Raw genomic sequence first — 21,390 nt, 5'->3', positions numbered from 1 at the left:
TCTGCTCCTTGGGGTTGGGCGACGCTGCTCAGAGGTGCCCGACGGCCGCGGGGGCCACCGGGACGACGTCGATGTCGTCAGGGAAGGTCTGGTCGAGGCGGGGGACGATGCTGCCGGGCAGGGCCGCGGCGGCGGCTCCGGACGCGACGGCCTGGGCGAGGCGGGCCGGGGCGGGGGCCCCGGCGGTCTCGGCGAGCAGGTAGCCCGACAGCGACGAGTCGCCGGCGCCCACCGTGCTCAGGGCGGTGATGACGGGGGCGGCGGCGAACCACGAGCCCTCGTCGTCGATCAACAGGGCGCCCGCGCTGCCGAGGGTGAGCAGCACGGTCTCGACGCCCAGCTCGCGCAGGCGTCGGGCCCCGGCGACGGCCGAGGCCGGGTCGGCCTCGTACGCCTCGGGGTCACCGCCGACGATCTCGGCGAGCTCGTCGGCGTTGGGCTTGACGAGGTCGATGCCGACGCCCGACGCGATCAGGGCCGCGAACGGCTCGCCCGACGAGTCGACCGCGATGCGCGGGGCGGCGTCACCGCAGGAGGCGCGCACGGCCCGGACGACGTCGGCCAGCCAGGTCGTCGGCAGGCCGGGCGGCAGCGAGCCGGCGAGCACCAGCCACGAGGCGAGGGCCGCGTGTTCGACGACGAGGGCCGTGAGCTCGTCAACGTGGGAGCCGAGGTCGGGGCCGAGCTCGTTGATCTTGGTGGTCGTGCCGTCGGGTTCGGTCAGGGTGACGTTGGCCCGGAGGCGCTGCCCGATCGGCAGGTTGACGGTGGGCACGCCCCGCTCGCGCAGGGCGACGAGGACCGGGTCGTCGAGGGCGCCGGGCAGCAGGGCCACGGTCTCGGCACCCGACGCCGCCAGGGCCCGGGACACGTTGACGCCCTTGCCGCCGGGCTCGTCGGTCGTGCTGACCGAGCGCTGGACCGCCCCGCGCTGCAGGGTGCCCGGCAGCTCGATCGTGCGGTCGAGCGAGGGGTTCGCGGTGACGGTGAGGATCATGCGGGTGCCTCCTGGCCGCGGGGCGGTGTCGATCGGGGCCACGACGGGGCGGGGCGTGGGGATCGGGGCGCTCATGCGACGATCACCTCGACGTCGGCGAGCTCGAGGGCCTCGCCCAGGTCGGGCGCGGGGGGCGCGTCGGTGACCACGGTGTCGATCTCGGCCAGGCGCGCGAACCGCACCAGCGCCTCCTCGCCGTGTTTGGTCTGGTCGACCACGGCCACGACGCGGCGTCCGGCACGGACGTACGCCGACTTGACGGCGCCTTCGAACTCGTCGGGGGTCGACAGGCCGAAGCCGGCGCTGACGCCGTTCGCGCCGACGAAGACGATGTCGGGGCGGAGCGCCTGGATCTGCTCGACCGTGCTGGTGCCGACGGCGGCGCTGGTCAGCCCGCGGACGCGTCCGCCGAGCAGGTGCAGGTCGACGTGGGGGCTGTGCTGCAGCAGCGCGGCGATCGGGACGGCGTTGGTGATGACGGTGAGGACGGTGCCGGGCGTCGCCGGCGTCCAGCGGGCGAGTTCGGCGGCGACGGCGGCGGTGGTGGTGCCGGCGTCGAGGGCGATCGAGCCCGTGAACGTCGGCGGCACGAGGTGCGCGGCGGCCTGGGCCACCGAGGTCTTCTCGGGGCTGTGCCGGGTCTCGCGCTCGCTCAGGCTGAGTTCGCTGACGCTGGAGCGGCCGGCGGCGACGGCACCGCCGTGCACGCGCTGGAGCAGGCCCGCCTGTTCGAGGGCGTCGAGGTCTCGGCGGACCGTCTCGGCCGTGACGTCGAGACGCAGGGCGAGATCGCTGACCGACACCCGACCGGCCGAGCGCAGGGCTTCGGCGATCGACTCGTGCCGTTCGGTGGCGTACATGCGACCTCCTCGTCGTCTCGCGGCGCTGCCGGCATGCGTGCTGCCGGCGTGGGCCGACTGTACGTCGCTTCCACAGAGAAAACAAGACAAAAGCAGAAAAACGAAGAAGAACGCAGATCGTGCAGGCGAGGACCGAGCCATGTCCGCAATGCGCACTCTTCTCGATCTGGCTAGTTCATCTAGCAATCTGCCTGCCACAGTGGTGGACGTACCGGTTCACGGCGGTACGGGCACCGACTTCACGGGCGGTGCCGGAGTTCCAGCAGGTTCCTCAGGTGACGCAGGGTCACCAGAAATGAGAAGAACATGAACACCAGCAGCACCTCGCTCCAGGGCCTCGGCCACGAGCAACTCGTCTCCCTCGTCCGGGGCACGGTCGGTTCGGCCCGCCCCGCGGCGACCCGCCCGACCACCGGTCGCGTCGACGCGGGCCTCTACCGCCGCGACCCCCGCGTCCCGGCCGTCCGCATCGAGACCTACCCCCGTCGTCGTCGGGCGCGAGTCGCGGCCGTCGCCCTCGCCGCCCCGATCTCGGCAGCCGTCTCGGCCGTCGCCCGGGTCGACGAGCCCACCTACGCCGACTTCCTCGTGGCGGCTCCGGCCCACGCGATGTCGGCCTGAGGCGCGCGTCGTGACCTTCGCCCAGCGCATCCTCGCCGACCAGGTCGGCGACCACGTGTCGTACTTCGACACGGCCCTCGACGACACCGACGACCTCGACTGAACGGCCCGACCATGACCTCCTCACTTCCCTCGCTCGACACCCTCGTCCACCCCGACCTCCACGAGTACGTGGCCGACCGCTACCCCTTCGTGGCGGGCCTGGTGGACGACGACCAGATCTGACCGTCCCGGGCCCCGGCCCGGTGAACGACTTCGGACGGGCTGACGCCCGGCCCGTCGACGGTGCGTACCAGCGACCCGCAGCGCGGGACGCCGACGAGCACCCCACGAGAGCCCCCTCGCCCCCCGCGGCGAGGGGGCTCTCGCGTGTCCGCGGACGCGACCCGCGGGGGAGGCGGGTGGTCCTCGGGGCGGACGCCGCGCCTCCTCGGGGTTCGTAGCGTGGACGAGGTCGCACCCACGGGGCGCGACGGTGCGGCCACCCGGCCCGCACCGACGACGAACTCCGAGGAGGCACGGTGTCCGCAGTCGAGGTCGTCCCGCGCCACGGTCCGGGTCGCGTCACCCGGGCGCGAGAGTTCTTGCTCGACCTGCTGGCCTTCGGCCGCGCCCAGGCCCTCTCGTGCGCGTTCGCCGTCGCGATCTTCGCCGGGCTCGCCCTGACCCGCGTGGTCGACGTGGGCGTGCCGCGCTACGACGCGATGCTGATCTGGTGCCTGCTCGTGCAGGTCGTCCTCGTCGCGACGCGGCTCGAGACCCGGGACGAGCTGCTCGTCATCTGCGTCTTCCACGTCCTGGGGCTCGGGCTCGAGGTCTTCAAGGTCGCGATCGGCTCGTGGTCGTACCCCGAGCCCGGCGTGCTGCGCCTGGGGGACGTGCCGCTCTACAGCGGCTTCATGTACGCGGCGGTCGCGAGCTACATCTGCCAGGCGTGGCGCCGGCTGGACCTCCGCGTCGACCCCGTGCCGATGGCGGCGACCATGGCCGTCGCGGTCGGCTTCTACGTCAACTTCTTCACGAACCACTGGATCGCCGACCTGCGCTGGGTGCTGCTCGGCGTCGCCGCGCTGCTGATCGCGCGGCGGTCGGTGACCTTCCGCGTGCGGGGCGTCGACCGCCGCATGCCCCTGCTCGTGTCGTTCGCCCTCATCGGGCTGTTCATCTGGATCGCCGAGAACGCCGCGACCATGCTCGGCGCCTGGACCTACGCCTCGCAGGTCGACGGCTGGACCCTCGTGCACCCCAGCAAGATCGGCTCGTGGATGGTGCTCGTGATCTTCAGCTTCGTGCTCGTGCTGTGGCTGAAGCAGCGGAAGGGCGCCTCACCGACCGCCACGGCGTGACGGCGTGACGGCGTGACGGCGCGCCGGCGTGGCGGTGTGACGGTGTGGTGGTGTGCCGGTCGCACCACCGTCGCGTCGTCGAACCACGCTCTCGGGTGGTTCGACGACGCGGACGTGGTGCGTCCTCGCCCGCAGGTCGCGGTCAGGGAGCGGCGTGGCGGCCGACGCGCGTGGGGGGCGGAGTGGGTGCGGCAGCAGCCGCGACCATGGGGACCGTGCCCGCACCCGCACCTGCACCCGCAGCCGTGGGCGTAGCCACGGGCTGGGGCGCGGCGACGACGCTCGTGGCGTCGGCCACGCCCCGTGCCAGCGCGGCCGCCTGTGGGGCGCGACCCGACACGGCCGCCGCGACCGCCGCCTCCCGGGTCTCGTACATCGTCGGCAGGTCGTGACCGCCCTCGGCCGTCTCGTAGCTCTGCAGCTCGAGTTCGGCGAGCCGGGCGAACTCGGCCAGCTTCTCGGACGACACGCTCTTCGCCTTGCGGGGCCGCGTGTTGTGCAGGCAGAAGGTGCCGATCGCCTCGCCGGACGACGAGTGGATCGGGTGCCCGGCGTAGAAGTACCCGTGGTTGAGGTCGAGGTAGGGGTTGTCCTTGAACCGGTCGTCCTTGCGGGCGTCCTCGACGATCACCGGCGCGTCGGCCGCCACGGTCACGTCGCAGAACGTCAGCTCGCGGGGGATCGAGACCGGCAGCAGTTCGGTGTTGACCGCGTAGTAGAGCTTCTTGCCGTCGAGCAGCGAGACGACCGCGACGTCGACGCCGAACTCCTTCTCGGCTCGGCGGGCGAGGTCCTGCAGGGTGTCGGACCCGCCGCTGCTCGCGAGCTCGACCAGCTTTTCGGCTCCTGACCACTCGAAGGTCGGCTCGGGCAGGGCCCGACGCGGACGGGCAGGAGGCGCGGTGTCGGTCGACGGGGTGGCCCCGGTTCCGAGAGCGGTCCCGGGTGCGTCCGCCGGGGTCGGTGCGGGTGCGGGTGCTGCGGCAGCCGGGGCCGGCGCGGGTGCGTCCGCCGGGCGTGCCGACGCGGGTGCGTCCGCCGGGCGTGCCGCGACGGCCTGCTCGGCCTCGAGTCGGGCGACGGCCGCCCGCGCGGCCCCGAGCTGTGCGACGACCGGGTCGACCGGGGCCGGTGCGGCCACGGACGCCGCCAGTCGGGCCACCTCGAGCTGGGCGGCGACCCGCTCGGGCACGACGGGTGCGACGGACGTGCGTCCGATGTGCTCGACGGTCTCGCCGCGGCGCACGACGTCGAGGGTCGGGGCCACCCGGTCGGCGACCACGGAGCCCCACTTCCGGTACATCGTCTCGCAGCCGTGCGGGCGACCGGGCTGCAGCTCTCCCGGGGTCAGCCGGAAGTACGAGGCCGACGGGTGCTGCGCGGCGATCCGTTCGGTGATCTCGTTCATGCGGGCGGCGTGCCGGTCGGCGACCGATCCGAACGGGTTGTCGAACCGCGTGACCGAGCGCACGGGCTGCACGCCGACCAGCACGATGCGGGCGGTCGGGTGGACGCGGCGGGTCAGGTCGGTGACGAGCGTCGTCACGTCACGTTGCCATCCCTCGAGCGGGGTGAGCATGACGGCGTCGTTGAGGCCGAGCATCACGACCACCGTGTCGTACAGGCTGAGGTCGTGGTCGCCGATCCACGAACGGGCCGAACCGGCGTTCATCATCTCGTCGCCGATGTAGTCGACCGAGCAGGCGCGACCGGTGCTCTTCGAGGTCTCCTTGGCGATCTGACCGGTGAGCGCCTGCTCGTGGCTCGTCACGCCGAAGCCGTGGGTCGGGCCCGTGCCGATCAGCAGCACGGTGTCGGGGTCGGGGGAGTCCGCCCGGTAGGTCGGCCGTCCGCGTGGCGAGGGCACGTGCCGGGAACGCGAGAGCGTCCACAGGTAGAACAGGCGCATGGCAGGCCTCAGCCGCTCGTAGCTGCGCGTCGGGTGCGCGGGTGTGTCGACCGTCCTGGTCACGTGGTGCTCCTCGGGTGTCTCTCGGTGTCTCGTCCCCCTGTCCCAGGCTAGGCAGCGGTCGGCAGCCGGGCTGCCCCCAGTGCGGGTCGACGGTGGCCCCCCTTCTGGTCGCACCCCCGCCCGGAGCCCGTCGACGCGGACCGCCTGCCCGAACCTGGACGCCGGAGGCGCGGGGCGAGCAGGCTGGTACCCGTGACCCCCGCAGACAGCACGACCCCCGACGACGACCACGGTTCCGTCGCCACCGCCCTCGAGCTCGTGGCCGACGAGGTCGACGCCGCCGTCTCGGCGGTGCTCGACGCGGACGCCGGAGGCGACGACTCGTCCGACACGTCCGGCCAGCTCGACGCCTTCGCCGACCTGCTCGACGACGCCGAGCGCGTCTTCGTCCACGGTGCGGGTCGCTCGGGTCTCGCCCTCCGCATGACCGCGATGCGGTTGATGCACCTCGGACTCGAGGTCCACGTCGTCGGCGAGGTCACGACGCCGGCCATCGCCGACGGGGACGTGCTGCTCACCGCGAGCGGCTCGGGCACGACGTCCGGCATCGTCGCCGCGGCCCGGACGGCCGTCGACGCCGGCGCGCGGGTGGCCGCCATCACCACCGCCGCCGACTCGCCGCTGGCCGACCTGGCCGAGGCCGTGCTCGTGGTGCCCGCCGCCGACAAGCAGGACCGCTCGGGAGCCGCGTCGTCGCAGTACGCCGGCGGGCTGTTCGAGCAGACCGTCGTGCTGCTCGGCGACGCCGTCTTCCACGCGCTGTGGAAGCGCTCGGGTGCCGATGCCGACGAGCTCTGGCCCCGTCACGCCAACCTCGAGTAGCCGCCCCGCGCCTCCTCGCCTCCGCGCGGCTTCTTCGCCCCGCTCTGCACGAGGTCGCACCACCGTCGAGTCGTCGAACTGCCCCGTCGGGCGGTTCGATGCCGCAGACGTGGTGTGACCTCGTCGTCGCCCTGCCTGTGGACAACCACTGGCGGGCCGCCATGTGACGGCAGTCTCTCCCTGTGATCGAACATCTGCCCCACATCATCCGGTCCGACCGGCTCGAGCACGGGCGGCGGGAGTCCGAGGCCGTGCGTCGTGGTGTCGAGCGGGGTGAGTTCGTCCGGGTGCGTCGTGGGGCAGCCGTCGACGCTGCCGCGTGGCGAGCGGCCTCCTCTCGGGATCGCCACCTGATCCTCGTCCTCGCCGTCATGCCGCGGCTCGCTTCGCGGATGGTGGTGTCTCATGCGTCGGCGGCCGCATGCTGGGAGCTGCCGGCCCTCGGTGAGTGGCCGAGCCGCGTGCACGTCGTCGACCCGGACCGCCGCACGACCCAGACGACGGCGAACGTCGTGCGGCACCCGGGACCGCTCTCCGGTGAGGAGGTGCGGTCGCTCCCTCCACTTTCCCTCACCTCTCCGGCTCGAACAGCAGCCGATCTCGCCCTCACGTCGTCGTTCCGTGACGCGGTGGTCGCCCTCGATGCCCTCGTGCGGAGGGGGCTCGCCACCGCGGATGACGTGCGGCACGTCCTCGACGGACGTGGGTCGGCACGAGGCCTGCCGAGTGCACGCCGGGCGGTCGCCTTCGCGACGCCCGAGGCCGAATCCCCGGGGGAGTCGCTGACGCGGGTCGTCCTGCACGAGCTGGGCGCGCCTCCTCCGGTGCTCCAGCAGCGTTTCACCTGGGAAGACGGCGGCCTCTTCGCCGACGTCGTCGACTTCTGGTGGCCCCGGTTCGGCGTCGTGCTCGAATTCGACGGACGGATCAAGTACGCGGAAGGGCGGTGGAAGAACGGCCGGTCGCCCGGACAAGTCGTGGTGGACGAGAAGATCCGAGAGGACCGCATCCGCAACCGGCCCGAGGTCAACGGATTCGCGCGAACGGTCTGGGACGAGTTGTCGCACCCACCCCGCCTGGCCGCGAACCTCCGCTCAGCAGGGCTGCCCTTGCCGTGACGCTCAGGTCGCACCACTTCCGAGTCGTCGAACCAACCCCGAGCGTGGTTTCGTGACGCGATCGTGGTGCGACCTCGGTGCGGGTGCGGGTGCGGGTGCGGGCGGGTGCGTCTCTAGGCGAGACGGGCCGGAGCCGGACCGGCCGGGCCACGTTTTACCCGCGCGAAACAATTCGTATACAAAACTGGGGCGTGCGGCAGGATTGTATGCAATCCACGCCGCGCAGACCGATACCACCCGAGCATCGGAGGCCCGATGGCCCGCCCACCCCGCCCGACCCGCGCCGCGAGCGCCGGCGCGACCCGCGCCGCGAGCACGGCCCGCGCCGCGAGCACGGCCCGCGCCGCGAGCACGGCCCGCGCCGCGAGCACGGCCCGCGCCGCGAGCTCCCCGGCCGGGCGTCGCCGCCTGCGCCGGGCCCTCGCGCTGCCGGCCCTCGCCGCCGCCGCGACGCTCGCCCTGACGGCCTGCGTCCCGCAGCAACCCGCCGGGACGAACCCGCCCGACAAGACCGACGTGACCACCGCGCCGATCGGCGACCGGACCATCGTCGAGGGGGGCGACCTGGTCATGGCGCTGTCCGCCGAGCCGGACGCCCTCGACCCCACCACGTCGTCGTCGCTCTACACGCGCTACGTCATGGAGACCGTGTGCCAGAAGCTGTACGACATCGACGCCGAGGGTGACCTCGTGCCGCTGCTGGCGACCGAGCTGCCGACGCTGTCGGACGGCGGGTTGACGGTCGACATCCCCGTGCGCACCGACGCCGTGTTCGCGGACGGCACCCCGTTGGACGCCCAGGCCGTCGTCACGACGCTGCGTCGTCACCTCGACAAGCCCGACTCGTCGCGGGCCAGCGAGCTCGGCCCGGTGACCGGGGTCGAGGCCCTCGACGACGACACGGTGCGCCTGACCTACGAGCGCCCCTTCGCCCCGCTGACCGCGGCCCTCGCCGACCGCGCGGGGATGATCATGTCCCCGACGGCGCTCGAGGCCGAGGGCGACGACTTCGGCGACGCCCCGGTCTGCGTGGGCCCCTTCAAGTTCGTCGACCGCGTGCCGCAGACCTCGATCTCGGTCGAGCGCGACCCGCTGTACTACGACGCCGAGGACGTGCACCTCGACTCGATCACCTACCGCATCATCACCGACGCGAGCATCCGTGCGGCGAACGTCCGTGCGGGTGACGTGCAGGTCGCCGACTCGATGTCGACGATGGACGTCGACTCCCTCATGGCGGACGACGGCCTCACGGTGCTGCAGGTCGGTTCGTTCGGCTACCAGGGCATCACCGTGAACATCGGCAACCAGGACGGCGTCGGGACCGACCCCGTCCAGATCGACACCCCCTTGGCGAGCGACGTGCGCGTCCGTCAGGCGCTGGCCATGTCGATCGACCGGGACGCGCTGGTCCAGAGCGTCTTCGGCGGGTGGAACGACACCGCCTGCTCGCCGATCCCGCCGACGAGTCCGTTCGCCACCGATGCCAGCGACGCGTGCCCGGGCTACGACCCCGAGGGGGCCAAGCGCCTCCTCGCCGAGGCGGGGGTGACGACGCCCTACGAGATCGAGATCCAGGCCAGCAACAACGCCGACACGCTGCGCCTCGCCCAGGCGTTGCAGGCCCAGGTCGCCGACGGCGGGTTCCGCCTGTCGATCACCCCGGTCGAGTACTCGACCCTGCTCGACGTCCAGTCGCGCGGCGACTTCGACGCGCTGCAGCTCGGCTGGTCGGGCCGCGTCGACCCGAACGGCAACATGGTGAACTTCCTGCGCACCGGTGGCGGCAACAACTACTCGGGCTACAGCAACCCCCGGGTCGACGAGCTGCTGGCCGACGCCGCCGCGTCCATCGACGTCGACGAGCGTGCGGCGCTCTACGGCGAGGCCGTGACGCAGGTGCAGGAGGACGAACCGCTGATCTACCTGTACCGCACCCGCAGCCTGACCGCGCTGACGAACGAGGTCGCCGGGGTGTCCACCTACGCCGACGGCGTCGTACGGCTCAGCAACGCCGCGTTCGTCGAGGGGGAGTGACCTGATGACCCGTTACCTGTTCACCCGGCTGTGGCAGTCGGCCGTCACGCTCGTGATCGCCTCGATCGTCGTGTTCTGGGGCGTGCGCCAGCTGCCCGGCGATCCGGCCCTGGCCCTCGCCGGAGAAGAGGCGACGCCCGAGCGCGTCGCCGCGATCCGGGCCGACCTCGGCCTCGACGACTCGCTGCTGGTGCAGTACGGCCGGTTCGTCGGCAACTTCGTCCGCGGCGACTTCGGTGAGTCCACCCGCACCGGCACCCCGGTCACCGAGTTGATCGGGGCCACCCTGCCGGTGACGCTGTGGCTCGCCCTCTACGCGATCGTGGTCGCCGTCGTCGTGGGCGTCGCCCTCGGCGTCGTCGCCGAGCGCTACCGCGGACGCTGGCCCGAGTGGATGGCCAACGCCGCCGCCCTGGTCGGTCTGTCGGTGCCGAACTTCTGGCTCGGCATCCTCGCGATCCTCTGGCTCGCGGCGGGCCTCGGCCTGTTCCCGGCGTCGGGCTACGTGCCGGTGGCCGAGAACCCGGCGAGCGCGTTCTACCACCTGACCCTGCCGGCGCTGATCCTCGGCACGAGCCTCGCCGCGGTCATCATGCGGCAGACCCGGGCCTCGATGATCGAGACGATGAAGACCGACTACGTGCGCACCGCGCGGGCCAAGGGGCTCGGGCGCGGGCGGGTGCTGATGCGCTACGGCCTGCGCAACTCGATGATCGTGGTCGTCACGATCGTCGGCCTGCAACTCGGCGGTCTGATCTCGGGCGCCGTGGTGACGGAGCGCATCTTCGCGCTGCCGGGCTTCGGCAAGCTCACGCTCGACTCGGTGTTCACCCGTGACTACCCCGTGATCCAGGCCGTCGTGCTGATCATCACGGTCGGCTACATCTTGATCAACCTGGCGGTGGACGTCCTGTACTCCGTCATCAACCCGCGCATCAGGGTAGGAGGCGCATCGTGACCGTCATCGAGACACCCACCGCCGCAGGGGCGGGCCTCGGGTCGGGGCGGGGACGCGTCTGGCGCGGCCTCGTCCGCAACAAGCTCGGCGTCACGGGCGGCGTCATGCTGCTCGTCGTGCTCGTCGCCGGCCTCGCCGCGCCCCTCATCGCCCCGTACGACCCGACCCGGGTGAACTTCGAGCTGCCGTTCCAAGTGCCCGGCACGGTCGGCTACGTGCTCGGCACGGACGACCTCGGCCGCGACATCCTCTCGCGCACCGTCTACGGCATCCGCGTCTCGCTGCAGGTCGGCGTGCTGTCGGTGCTGCTGGCCGTCGTGGTCGGCACGCCGCTCGGGTTGCTGGCCGGCTACTGGCGGTGGCTCGACGGCGTGATCTCGCGCCTCACGGACGTCATGCTGGCGTTCCCGTTCCTCATCATCGCCGTCGCGCTCGCCGCGATCAGCGGTCCGAGCCTGACGAACGCGGTGGTCGCCCTCGGCATCGCGCAGGTGCCGACGATGATCCGCGTGGTGCGCGGCGAGACGCTCCGGATCAAGTCGACCGACTTCGTCCTCGCCGCGACGACCATGGACGCCTCGGGGCTGCGGGTGATCTTCCAGCACGTCCTGCCGAACTGCGTCTCGGCGATCATCGTCCAGGCGACGGTCATCATGCCGGTCGCCGTGATCGGCGAGGCCCTCCTGTCGTTCCTCGGGCTGGGCATCCAGCCGCCGACGGCGAGTCTCGGCATCATGCTCAGCGACGCGCAGCAGTACCTGGCCAAGGCGCCCTTCGCGGCCGTCGTGCCGGGTCTCGCGATCGCCGTGATCTGCCTCGGCTTCAACCTGTTCGGCGACGCCCTGCGCGACGCCCTCGACCCCACCGCCAGCGACCGGAAGTGACCCCCTCGTGACCTACACCACCCCTGACGAGTTCGTCACCCGCCCCGACCTGCGCGGCACCTTCGGCATGACGTCGTCGACGCACTGGCTGGCGACGGCCTCGGCCCAGTCGGTCCTCGAGCGCGGCGGCAACGCCTTCGACGCGGCCGTCGCGGGCGCCTTCGTCCTGCACGTCGTCGAGCCGCACCTCAACGGTCCCGGCGGCGACCTCACGGCGATCTACGCCACGGCCGAGGCCCCCGACGCGCCGACCGTGCTCGTCGGCCAGGGCCCCGCCCCGGCCGGGGCCACCCGCGAGCACTACCTGGCCGAGGGCCTCGAGCTCGTCCCCGGGTCGGGAGCCCTCGCGGCCGCCGTCCCCGGCGCCGTCGACGCCTGGCTGAAGCTGCTGGCCGAGCACGGCACCTGGTCCCTGGCCGACGTCCTGGCCTACGCGATCGGCTACGCCCGCGACGGCCACCCGATCGTGGCGCGCGTGGCGTCGACCATCGAGACCGTCGCCGACCTGTTCACCGAGCACTGGCCCACGTCCGCCGCCCAGTGGATGCCGGGTGGCGAGGTACCCCGTGAGGGCGACCTGCTGACGAACCCCGCCTACGCGGCCGTGCTCGACGAGTTGGTCGCGGCGGGCGAGGCCCTCGGCCCCGACGCGTCCCGCGAGGCGAAGATCGAGGAGGCGCGGGTCGAGTGGGGCAGCGGACACGTCGCGCAGGCGATCGACGCGTTCGTCCGCACTCCGCACCGTCACTCGTCGGGCACCGACCACGCGGGCGTGGTCACGGCCGCCGACCTCGCCGCCTTCCGGGCCACGACCGAGCCGGCGACCACGATCGAGTTCCGCGGCCACACCGTCGCCAAGACCGGCGCCTGGGGTCAGGGTCCCGCCCTGCTGCAGGTGCTGGCGCTGCTCGAGCCGCTCGACGACGCCCTGCTGGACCCGTCGACGGCCGACGGCGCCCACACCATCGTCGAGGCGCAGAAGCTCGCGATGGCCGATCGCGAGGCCTGGTACGGCCCCGGGGACGTGCCCCTCGACGTGCTGCTGTCCGCGGACTACGCCGACCGGCGTCGCGCGCTGATCGGCGAGCGGGCGTCGCGCGAGTTGCGACCGGGCGACGTCCCGGGGCGCGAACCGTTCACCCTGCCCACGATGCGCACCGAGTACCTGCCACCCGCGCTCAGCGAGGCACCCGCCGGCGTCGGCGAGCCCACCGTCGCCGCCCCCGGTCGGGCACCGGTTCGCGCCGACGCGGCCGACGCAGCCGACGCAGCCGACGTACCCGACGCACCCGTCGCACCGACCGAGGACGCCCCGGCGACCGCCACCGCGCCTCCTGCCGACCGTCTGGCCGAGCCGTTCACCGAGCCCACCGGCGAGACGCGCGGCGACACCTGCCACCTCGACGTCGTCGACCGCTGGGGCAACGTCGTGTCGGCGACGCCGTCGGGCGGCTGGTTGCAGTCGTCGCCGACGATCCCCGAGCTCGGCTTCTGCCTCGGCAGCCGGCTGCAGATGTCGTGGCTCGACGAGGGCACGGCGTCGACGCTCGCACCCGGCACCCGGCCGCGCACCACGCTGACGCCCACGCTCGTGCTGAAGGACGGCGAGCCCGTCGTCGCGCTCGGTTCGCCCGGCGGCGACCAGCAGGACCAGTGGCAGCTGCTCTACCTGCTGCGCACGATCGTCGGCGGCTACACCCCGCAGCAGGCGATCGACGCCCCGGCCCTGCACACCACGTCGTTCCCGGGCAGCTTCTGGCCCCGCACCTGGGAGCCCGGAGGCGTCGTGGTCGAGGACCGCCTGGGCGACGACGTCATCGACGCGCTGGTCGCCCGCGGCCACGTCGTCACCCGCGCCGGCGGTTGGTCCCTGGGCCGGCTGTCCAGCGTGTCGCGAGACCCCGAGACCGGTGTGCTCTCCGCCGCCGCCAACCCCCGAGGAGCCCAGGCCTATGCCGCAGGACGCTGAGAACCCGACCTCCCCCCTGCTGACCGTGCGCGACCTCCGCGTCTCGTTCGGCGACACCCCCGCCGTCCACGGCGTCGACCTCGACGTCCTGCCGGGCGAGCGGGTGGCGATCGTCGGCCAGTCCGGCTCGGGTAAATCGACGGTGGTCGCCGCCATCCTGCGCCTGCTGCCCGGGGCCGGCCACATCACGGGTGGCACGATCGAGCTGGCGGGGCCCGACGGCGGCTCCCTCGACCTCGCGCAGGCGACCGAGGCCCCCATGCGTCAGGTGCGCGGCGCCCGGATCGGCCTCGTGCCGCAGGACCCGTCGACCAACCTGAACCCGTCGATGAAGGTCGGCGCGCAGATCGCCGACGCGCTGCGGACCCACGGCCTCCGCGGCCACGACGAGGTCCAACGCCGCGTCGTCGCGCTGATGAGCGAGGCGGGCATCCCCGAGGCCGAGCGCCGGGCGGGGCAGTTCCCCCACGAGTTCTCGGGCGGCATGCGCCAGCGCGTGCTCATCGCGATCGCCCTGGCCCGGGAGCCGCAGCTGCTCATCGCCGACGAGCCGACCAGCGCGCTCGACGTGACGGTGCAGCGGCAGATCCTGAACCACCTGCAGACGCTGGTCGAGAGCCGTGGCACCTCCCTGCTCTTCATCACCCACGACCTGGGGCTCGCCGCCGACCGCACCGACCGCATCGTCGTGATGCTCGAGGGACGCGTCGTCGAGCAGGGCACGCCCGAGCAGATCCTGCGTCGCCCGCAGCACGAGTACACGAAGCGCCTCGTCGCGGCGGCGCCGACGCTGGCCTCGGCCACCGCCCTCCGCCGCGGCGAGGCCGTCCTCGACGAGGCGACGGACGCGAAGGAGGCGCGGGTCGACCCGATCCTGACCGTCACCGACCTGGTCAAGGAGTTCCGCCTCCGTGGTCGCCGTGGCGAGCAGGTGCGGGCCGTCGACCACGTCTCGTTCGAGGTGCCGCGCGGCACCACGACGGCGATCGTGGGGGAGTCCGGTTCGGGCAAGACGACCGTGGCCCGCATCGTGCTCGGCCTCGAGTCGGCGACGAGCGGGTCGGCCCTGATCGACGGCGAGAGCATCACGACGAGCCGCGGTGCGTCCCGTCGCGCGCTTCGTCGCCGGGTGCAGCCCGTCTTCCAGGACCCCTACGGTTCGCTCGACCCGACCTCCAGCGTCGAGCGGCTGATCGACGAGCCGTTGCGCATCTTCGGCGTCGGCGACCGTGCCTCGCGTCGGCACCGGGTCGCCGAGCTGCTCGACCAGGTCGCCCTGCCGCGGTCGGTCGCGCAGAGCCGTCCGAACGAGTTGTCCGGCGGGCAGCGTCAGCGCGTGGCCATCGCCCGGGCGCTGGCGCTCGAGCCCGAGCTGCTCATCTGCGACGAGGCCGTCTCGGCGCTCGACGTGCTCGTCCAGGAGCAGATCCTCGAGCTGCTCGGCGACCTGCAGCGTCGGCTCGGCCTCAGCTACCTGTTCATCACGCACGACCTGGCGGTCGTGAGGCAGATCGCGCACGACGTGGTGGTGATGCGCAAGGGTGCCGTGGTCGAGCGCGGTAGCGTCGACGACATCTTCTTGTCGCCCCGTGCCGAGTACACGACCGAACTGTTGGGAGCCATCCCCGGTGCCAGCCTCGCCCTCTGAGGGCCCGACGCCCGTCGTCCTCGTCGACGCCCTGCGTCGCGAGATCGTCGAGGGCGCCCTCGTGCCGGGGACGCGCATCACCGAGGCGTCGGTCGCCCGCCGCCACGGGGTCTCGCGCGTCCCGGTGCGCGAGGCGCTGCGTGCGCTGGAGGCCGAGGGGTTCGTCGAGTCGACGCCTCACGTGGGCAGCCGGGTCGCGGCGATCCCGGTCGACGAGGCCGACGACCTCTTCGCCGTCCGCGAGGCCCTCGAGATCTCGACCGCGCGACGCGCCGCCCTGCGGGCGCGCGAGCTGTTCGGCGAGCCGCGCCCGCCCGAGGACTGGTGGCGCACGCGGCGCGTGCTCGGCCAGCTGCTCGACGACGGGGACGCCGCCGTCGAGGCCGGCGACCTCGACCGTCTCGTCGAGCTCAACGACCGGTTCCACGTGGGCGTGGCGCAGCTGAGCGGGAGCGCCACCCTGGCCACCCTGCTGCGCCAGCTGTCGAACAAGATCGAGTGGCTGTACGCCCTCGACACCTTCTCGCGAGGCAAGCGGCTCTGGCCCGACCACCGACGCATCCTCGCGGCGATCGACGCCGGCGACGAGGCCGGGGCCGCCGAGCTGATGGGCTGGCACGTGCGCGAGTCGCGCATCGGGTTCCTCGCCCGCACCGAGCCGGCCGACCGCGTGGCCGACCTGCGGGCCACGCCGCCCGCCCTGCCGCCGACCATCCCGACGCCGACCATCCCGGCGCCCACGATCTCGACGCCGGAGACCTCCACGCCGACCACCTCGACAGCGGCGGCGGCCCCTCCGGCCTGACCCGCGCCTCCTCGGCTCGTGGGCGGGTCGACTGCATCGACTGCACGTTCTCAGGCATCGGTCGGGGGATCTGCTTACTGTTCTCGGTCATGGACGAACCTCCCTCTCACATGCCCTGGCCTCTCCCACGCCTGACCGCCCGCGCGGTCGTCACAGACGGGGAGGGGCGACATGAATGACTGGGTCATGGTCGGCATCGGCCTCGTGCTCACCGTCGGCACCGGCTTCTTCGTCGCGTCCGAGTTCTCGCTGGTCAACCTCGACCGGAACGAGCTGGAGGCGCGGCGCGACCGGGGCGAGAAACGCCTCGGTCCCACGATCAAGGCGTTGCGCATCACCTCGACGCACCTCTCCGGTGCGCAGCTCGGCATCACGCTGACGACCCTGCTCACCGGGTACACCTTCGAGCCCGCCATCAGTTCGATGCTGAGCGGTCCGCTCGGCTCGCTCGGCGTGCCCGCCGCGGCCGTCCCGGTCGTCGGCAGCGTCGCGGGGATCGTGCTCGCGACCCTCTTCTCGATGGTCCTCGGCGAGCTCGTGCCGAAGAACTTCGCCCTCGCGCTGCCGCTCGCCACCGCGAAGTTCGTCGTGCCGTTCCAGGCCGCGTTCACCACGGTGTTCAAGCCGCTCATCCTGCTCTTCAACAACACCGCCAACGCGGCCATCCGCGCCATGGGCATCGAGCCCAAAGAAGAGCTGTCGGGTGCGCGCTCGGCCGAAGAGCTGAGTTCGCTCGTGCGCCGGTCGGCCCTCGAGGGCCAACTCGACCAGGACCACGCGACCCTGCTGGGCCGTACCCTGCGCTTCTCGCAGCACGACGCGTCCGAGGTGATGACGCCGCGCGTCCGCATGACGACCATCGCGTCGACCGGCTCGGCCGCCGACGTCGTCGAGGCCGCCCTCACCTCGGGCTTCTCGCGGTTCCCCGTGATCGGCGACGACAGCGACGACATCGTCGGGGTCGTGCACGTGAAGCACGCGTTCGCGGTCCCGCTCGCCGAGCGCGCCTCCGTCGTCGCGACCGCCCTCATGCAGGAGGCGCGCTTCGTGCCCGAGAGCATGGGCACCGACTCGCTGCTCGGCCTGCTGCGCCACGGCGGCCTGCAGATGGCCGTGGTGCGTGACGAGTTCGGCGGCACCGCCGGCCTCGTCACGCTCGAGGACGTCGTCGAAGAGCTCGTCGGCGAGCTCGAGGACGAGCACGACCGGGCCCGCGTGGGCATCGTGCGCCAGGCCGGCACCGTGCTCTTCGACGGTGCCCTCCGGCCCGACGAATTGGCCGACCGGGCGGGCATCCGCGTGCCCGACGACGGCGACTACGAGACGGTGGCCGGGTTCGTCATCGACCGGCTCGACCGCCTGCCCGAGGTGGGCGACGAGGTCGCCCTCGAGAGCGGCAGCGGCAGCCTGCGGGTCGAACGCGTCGCGAACGGACGCCTCGAACGCCTGCGTTTCGTCCCGGCCCCACCTGACGGCGGCCTCGACGCCGCCGCACCCACGACCGAGCACGACCGCGTGGTCGCCTCGCTGACCGAAGGGGTCGACCGATGAACGAGTACCTGCCCGGAATCGTCTGGCTGGTCGTGCTGCTGATCGTCAACGGATTCTTCGTCGGCGCCGAGTTCGCCGTCATCTCGGCACGCCGCTCGCAGATCGAGCCGCGTGCCGAGGCCGGCAGCAAGGCCGCGAAGAAGACCCTGTGGGCGATGGAACACGCGACGCTCATGCTGGCCACCAGCCAGTTGGGCATCACCGTCTGCTCGCTGGTCATCTTGAACGTCTCGGAGCCGGCGATCCACCACCTGCTCGAGATCCCGCTCGGTCTCACCAGCCTCTCGGCCGAGGCGATCGGCGTCGTCGCGTTCGTCGTGGCGCTCGTGCTCGTCACGTTCTTGCACGTGGTCGTCGGCGAGATGATCCCGAAGAACCTGTCGTTCTCGGTGCCCGACCGGGCGGCGCTCATCCTGGCGCCCCCGCTCGTCTTCGTGGCGACGGTGTTCAAGCCGGTCATCTGGTCGCTCAACGCGATCGCCAACGGCGTGCTGAGGCTCTTCCGGGTCGAGCCGAAGGACGAGGCGACGAGCTCGTACACGCTCGACGAGGTCGCCACGATCGTCCAGCAGTCGACCCGCGAGGGCACGCTGACGGACTCGTCGGGCACCCTGTCGGCGGCGTTCGAGTTCACCACCCGCAAGGTGCGCGACGTCGAGGTGCCCCTCGACGAGATGGTGCACCTGGCGCCGGGGTCGACTCCGTCCGACGTGCAGCGCGCCGTGGCGGCCCGGGGGTACTCGCGGTACGTGCTCACCGACGGAGACGGTCAGCCCACGGGCTACCTGCACCTCAAGGACGTCATGGACCTCACCGGCGACGGGGCCTTCGAGGCACCCGTGCCCGAGAAGCGCATCCGCCGCCTGGGTGCCGTCGGCCGCGACACCGACCTCGAGGACGCCCTGGCCTCGATGCGCCGGGTCGGCGCGCACGTCGCCCGCTCCGTCTCGCCCGAGGGCGTCACCACCGGCGTGCTCTTCTTGGAGGACATCATCGAAGAACTCGTCGGCGAGGTCGACGACGTCACGGCGGTCTGACGGGTCGAGGGACGGTCGGCCGTGCCCGCTCGGTCGGCCGTGCCCGCTCGGTCGCCCGTGCCCGCTCGGTCGGCCGCGCCCGCCCGCTCAGGCGACGGGGCGCTGGCCGGGCAGGGCGTGCAGGTCCTCGGCGGCGAGTTCGGCGGCGATGGGGTCGCCCGCCTCGGTCGCCTCGCGCAGGGCGGCGAACGAGTCGGCCATCGAGTCCCACTGCAGCACCTGCACGATGTTCGGCACGCGCAGTTTGTAGGCGAGGCCGTCGGTGACGTCGGTGCAGACCTTGACCAGTGACGGATTGCCGCAGTGGTCGACGTAGGTCGAGAACAGCGCGATGGCGTGGGCGTTCAACGCCGGGGCGTCTTCACGGTCGAGGTCGCCGAGGCAGACGTCGATGGCCCGCACGATCTCTCGCTTGACGGCGTCCGGCAGGTTCGGGACGGCCAGCCGGACGGCGCCGCCGAAGAGCACGCCCAGGGTCTGGACCGCCTGGACGGCCTCTTCGGCCTTCGGCGTCGCGACCTTCGTGTAGCGGTTCGGCGCCATCTCGACGAGGCCGGCGCGCACGAGGTCGCCGAGTGCCTCGCGGATCGGGGTGCGCGACACCTGCAGCCAGGCGATCAGCTCGTCGTCGTGCAGGCGTTCGCCCGGTTCGAGCGTGCCGTCGATGATCGCGTCACGGATGCGGCTGCGGACCGTGTCGCGCAGCAGCTGTCGTTCGGCGGCAGGGGGAGTGACGGGAATCGGCATGCGGCCTCCTAGATCCTCACGGGCGTGTGCCCGGCCAGCATCCTAATACGGAAACGTCACATTTTGCCCGATGGGCAGCGAAGTCGACATGTCAATGTCAGGTCACGACATCCCCGGCGACGACGACGAAGCCCCGCCCCTCGGAGGGAGGGGCGGGGCTTCTCGATCGGGTCGGTGTCGTCAGTTCGTCGCCGCGGCGGGGGCCGCTGCCGGCACGTGCTGCGAGTGGACCTCGACGCCGTGCGAGTCGCGCAGGGTCGTCAGGGTCTGCTCGATCTCGTCGTCGCGCTGCTCGGTCGTCCATCCGAGCGAGCGGGCCATGACGTCCGCGATCTCGGTGAGCAACTCGATAGTGACGCCCCCGACGAACGCGAGGTTCGTGCGGCGCAGGACGACGTCGGCCAGGTGGACGGCGTCCTCGTGCTCGGCGAAGTAGGCGATCTCGGCCGTGGTCAGCGTCGAGTCGGCCTCGAGGGCCTGCGACGGCTGGTCGAGCAGCACCTCGATGACGTCGGAGGCGCGGGTGCCGTAGCGGGTGAGCAGACGGTCGACCTGGTCACGGTCGAGCCCGTCGGCGTGGGCCGCGACCCAGGTGGTGCGGGCGCCCTCGGTGGTGGGGAAGCCCTTGCCGCCGCCGATCGCCATGCCGGTGGTGTCGACCGTGCGCTTCACGCCGAGCTTCGTCGTCGCCTCGGTCGAGAGGTGCGCCGACAGGGCACGGAAGGTGGTCCACTTGCCGCCGACCAGGCTGAGGACGGCCGTGCCGGGCAGCTCGGCGACCTCGGTCTCGACGATGCGGTAGTCGCGCGACACGAAGCCCGCGGCGAGGTCGTCGTGCTTGGGCAGGGGGCGGACGCCCGAGTAGCGGTAGACGATGTGGTCGCGGTTGAGCTCGATGTCGGGGTAGACGTGCTTCACCAGGTCGAAGAAGTAGTCGACCTCTTCTTCGGTGCAGACGGCCGGCTCGGCCATGTCGGCCTCGAGGTCGGTCGTGCCGATGAGCACGCGACCCTTGAGCGGGTAGATCAGGACGATGCGGCCGTCGTTGTTCTCGAAGAAGATCTCGCGACCGTTCGTGGCCTCGAGCAACTCGGGGCTGTCGACGACGATGTGCGACCCCTTGGTGCCGCCCATGTACTGCGACTCGGCGCCGAAGGCCTTGTTGGTGAGGTCGGTCCAGGGGCCCGACGCGTTGATGACGACGTCGGCCTTCACCGTGAACTCGGTCCCGCTGACGACGTCGCGCAGGGTCACGCCGCCGTCGGCGGTCCCGACGGCCTCGAGGTAGTTGGCGCTGCGGGCGTTGTCGCCGGCGGCCAGGCCGTCCTTCAGCACGTCGAGCGCGAGGCGTTCGGGCTCGTGCACCGACGCGTCGTAGTAGGTGCCCGTGTACTTGAGGGCCTTGTTGAGGTGCGGCATCTCGGCCAGCGCCTTCTTGCGCCCGAGGAACTTGTGACGGGGCACCGAGCCGCCGTCACGCGAGAACGAGTCGTACATGGTCATGCCGACCTTGATCAGCAGTGCGCCGCGCTCCTTCGTGGAGCGCTGCTTGTGCGTCAGCATGCGCAAGGGGGCGTTCATGATGCCGCTGAACGTCGAGAAGATCGGCATCGTGGTCTGCAGCGGCTTGACGTAGTGCGGGGCGATCTTCAGCAGGCCGTTGCGCTCTTCGACGCTCTCGCGGACGAGGCGGAACTCGCCGTTCTCGAGGTAGCGGATGCCGCCGTGGATCATGTGGGACGACGCGGCGGACGCGCCGGATGCGTAGTCGGCCCGTTCGACGAGCACGACGTCGACGCCCTGGAGGGCGAGGTCGCGGAAGGTCGCGATGCCGTTGATGCCACCGCCGACGACGAGCACCTGTGCCGTCGGGCGGTCGACGATGCGCTGCACGTTGGGACGGATCGAGTCTGTCTTCTTCGACATGGTCACTGCTTCTTTCGAGATGCGATGTCAGGTGGTGGTGACCGACTCGTCCTGCGGGCCGGTAGATTCATCGTCGTCCCGATGCACACAAG

General features: G+C 72.1%; 17 protein-coding genes. 12 read left to right on the top strand and 5 right to left on the bottom strand.

Translation table 11 applies throughout. The annotated features are described in order from the left end of the window. Window positions 1-28 precede the first annotated feature (28 nt). Together OVA02_RS16255 and OVA02_RS16250 are read right to left on the bottom strand one after the other, a co-directional pair. The gene (locus OVA02_RS16255) at window positions 29-997 is read right to left on the bottom strand and encodes a 1-phosphofructokinase family hexose kinase (protein ID WP_159825498.1); all 969 of its coding nucleotides are present in this window, start codon (window positions 995-997) and stop codon (window positions 29-31) included. A gap of 71 nt (window positions 998-1,068) precedes the next feature. Beyond that, window positions 1,069-1,857, bottom strand: a complete 789-nt coding sequence (locus OVA02_RS16250; RefSeq protein ID WP_056046880.1) for a DeoR/GlpR family DNA-binding transcription regulator — start codon at window positions 1,855-1,857, stop codon at window positions 1,069-1,071. A 306-nt stretch (window positions 1,858-2,163) separates the two neighbouring features. Here OVA02_RS16250 and OVA02_RS16245 point away from each other — a divergent pair, with 306 nt between their 5' ends. Both OVA02_RS16245 and OVA02_RS16240 read left to right on the top strand, forming a co-directional pair. Next, complete coding sequence (locus OVA02_RS16245) at window positions 2,164-2,478, top strand: hypothetical protein (RefSeq protein ID WP_056046878.1); 315 nt, start codon at window positions 2,164-2,166, stop codon at window positions 2,476-2,478. 521 nt (window positions 2,479-2,999) lie between these two features. Beyond that, window positions 3,000-3,824, top strand: a complete 825-nt coding sequence (locus tag OVA02_RS16240; protein WP_267658812.1) for a DUF817 domain-containing protein — start codon at window positions 3,000-3,002, stop codon at window positions 3,822-3,824. A gap of 142 nt (window positions 3,825-3,966) precedes the next feature. Here OVA02_RS16240 and OVA02_RS16235 read toward each other — a convergent pair whose 3' ends face one another. Next, a complete protein-coding gene (locus tag OVA02_RS16235; RefSeq protein ID WP_267658811.1) occupies window positions 3,967-5,796 on the bottom strand; it encodes a GAF domain-containing protein in 1,830 nt (609 codons plus the stop codon). A gap of 192 nt (window positions 5,797-5,988) precedes the next feature. On the opposite strand from OVA02_RS16235, the gene hxlB reads away from it, so the two are divergent. The 10 genes from hxlB (at window position 5,989) to OVA02_RS16185 (ending at window position 18,625) form a co-directional block, all read left to right on the top strand. Continuing rightward, on the top strand, window positions 5,989-6,618 hold the full coding sequence (gene hxlB / locus OVA02_RS16230) for a 6-phospho-3-hexuloisomerase (RefSeq protein WP_056046874.1): 630 nt from the start codon (window positions 5,989-5,991) through the stop codon (window positions 6,616-6,618). Between the two features lie 182 nt (window positions 6,619-6,800). Then, entirely contained in the window at window positions 6,801-7,736 is a 936-nt protein-coding gene (locus OVA02_RS16225) for a hypothetical protein (RefSeq protein ID WP_267658810.1), read from the top strand. A gap of 255 nt (window positions 7,737-7,991) precedes the next feature. Then, window positions 7,992-9,773, top strand: coding sequence for an ABC transporter substrate-binding protein (locus OVA02_RS16220; RefSeq protein ID WP_267658809.1), 1,782 nt, complete (start codon window positions 7,992-7,994; stop codon window positions 9,771-9,773). A 4-nt stretch (window positions 9,774-9,777) separates the two neighbouring features. Continuing rightward, the gene (locus tag OVA02_RS16215; RefSeq protein ID WP_056046871.1) at window positions 9,778-10,731 is read left to right on the top strand and encodes an ABC transporter permease; all 954 of its coding nucleotides are present in this window, start codon (window positions 9,778-9,780) and stop codon (window positions 10,729-10,731) included. Continuing rightward, window positions 10,728-11,615 carry an ABC transporter permease gene (locus OVA02_RS16210; RefSeq protein ID WP_236556928.1) on the top strand — a complete coding sequence of 296 codons (888 nt, stop codon included), beginning with the start codon at window positions 10,728-10,730 and terminating at the stop codon, window positions 11,613-11,615. The genes OVA02_RS16215 and OVA02_RS16210 overlap by 4 nt, the downstream gene beginning before the upstream one ends. Before the next feature lie 7 nt (window positions 11,616-11,622). Continuing rightward, the gene (locus OVA02_RS16205) at window positions 11,623-13,584 is read left to right on the top strand and encodes a gamma-glutamyltransferase family protein (RefSeq protein ID WP_267658808.1); all 1,962 of its coding nucleotides are present in this window, start codon (window positions 11,623-11,625) and stop codon (window positions 13,582-13,584) included. After that, a complete protein-coding gene (locus OVA02_RS16200; RefSeq protein WP_267658807.1) occupies window positions 13,568-15,232 on the top strand; it encodes a dipeptide ABC transporter ATP-binding protein in 1,665 nt (554 codons plus the stop codon). Before OVA02_RS16205 ends, OVA02_RS16200 begins: the two co-directional genes overlap by 17 nt. After that, the gene (locus OVA02_RS16195; protein WP_267658806.1) at window positions 15,213-16,037 is read left to right on the top strand and encodes a GntR family transcriptional regulator; all 825 of its coding nucleotides are present in this window, start codon (window positions 15,213-15,215) and stop codon (window positions 16,035-16,037) included. The genes OVA02_RS16200 and OVA02_RS16195 overlap by 20 nt, the downstream gene beginning before the upstream one ends. A 171-nt stretch (window positions 16,038-16,208) precedes the next feature. After that, a complete protein-coding gene (locus OVA02_RS16190) occupies window positions 16,209-17,588 on the top strand; it encodes a hemolysin family protein (RefSeq protein ID WP_267658805.1) in 1,380 nt (459 codons plus the stop codon). Further along, window positions 17,585-18,625: a hemolysin family protein gene (locus tag OVA02_RS16185; RefSeq protein WP_200413344.1), complete on the top strand. Its 1,041-nt coding sequence runs from the start codon at window positions 17,585-17,587 to the stop codon at window positions 18,623-18,625. The genes OVA02_RS16190 and OVA02_RS16185 overlap by 4 nt, the downstream gene beginning before the upstream one ends. 87 nt (window positions 18,626-18,712) lie before the next feature. Here OVA02_RS16185 and OVA02_RS16180 read toward each other — a convergent pair whose 3' ends face one another. Together OVA02_RS16180 and OVA02_RS16175 are read right to left on the bottom strand one after the other, a co-directional pair. After that, entirely contained in the window at window positions 18,713-19,372 is a 660-nt protein-coding gene (locus OVA02_RS16180) for a GntR family transcriptional regulator (RefSeq protein WP_056046860.1), read from the bottom strand. 180 nt (window positions 19,373-19,552) lie between these two features. Continuing rightward, on the bottom strand, window positions 19,553-21,298 hold the full coding sequence (locus OVA02_RS16175) for a glycerol-3-phosphate dehydrogenase/oxidase (RefSeq protein ID WP_267658804.1): 1,746 nt from the start codon (window positions 21,296-21,298) through the stop codon (window positions 19,553-19,555). Window positions 21,299-21,390: the final 92 nt, after the last annotated feature.

This window comes from Frigoribacterium sp. SL97, from assembly GCF_026625765.1.
GTDB lineage: Bacteria > Actinomycetota > Actinomycetes > Actinomycetales > Microbacteriaceae > Frigoribacterium.
Note: the sequence above shows the minus strand (reverse complement) of the source record. Positions and strands in the feature narration are given on the sequence as shown.

What these genes read in the sequence shown, in the direction of transcription:
- OVA02_RS16180 (WP_056046860.1), bottom strand. Translation starts at nt 19,372, where the DNA reads ATGCCGATTCCCGTCACTCCCCCTGCCGCCGAACGACAGCTGCTGCGC.
- OVA02_RS16215 (WP_056046871.1), top strand. Translation starts at nt 9,778, where the DNA reads ATGACCCGTTACCTGTTCACCCGGCTGTGGCAGTCGGCCGTCACGCTC.
- OVA02_RS16245 (WP_056046878.1), top strand. Translation starts at nt 2,164, where the DNA reads ATGAACACCAGCAGCACCTCGCTCCAGGGCCTCGGCCACGAGCAACTC.
- OVA02_RS16185 (WP_200413344.1), top strand. Translation starts at nt 17,585, where the DNA reads ATGAACGAGTACCTGCCCGGAATCGTCTGGCTGGTCGTGCTGCTGATC.
- OVA02_RS16190 (WP_267658805.1), top strand. Translation starts at nt 16,209, where the DNA reads ATGAATGACTGGGTCATGGTCGGCATCGGCCTCGTGCTCACCGTCGGC.
- OVA02_RS16175 (WP_267658804.1), bottom strand. Translation starts at nt 21,298, where the DNA reads ATGTCGAAGAAGACAGACTCGATCCGTCCCAACGTGCAGCGCATCGTC.
- OVA02_RS16250 (WP_056046880.1), bottom strand. Translation starts at nt 1,857, where the DNA reads ATGTACGCCACCGAACGGCACGAGTCGATCGCCGAAGCCCTGCGCTCG.
- OVA02_RS16200 (WP_267658807.1), top strand. Translation starts at nt 13,568, where the DNA reads ATGCCGCAGGACGCTGAGAACCCGACCTCCCCCCTGCTGACCGTGCGC.
- OVA02_RS16220 (WP_267658809.1), top strand. Translation starts at nt 7,992, where the DNA reads ATGGCCCGCCCACCCCGCCCGACCCGCGCCGCGAGCGCCGGCGCGACC.
- OVA02_RS16255 (WP_159825498.1), bottom strand. Translation starts at nt 997, where the DNA reads ATGATCCTCACCGTCACCGCGAACCCCTCGCTCGACCGCACGATCGAG.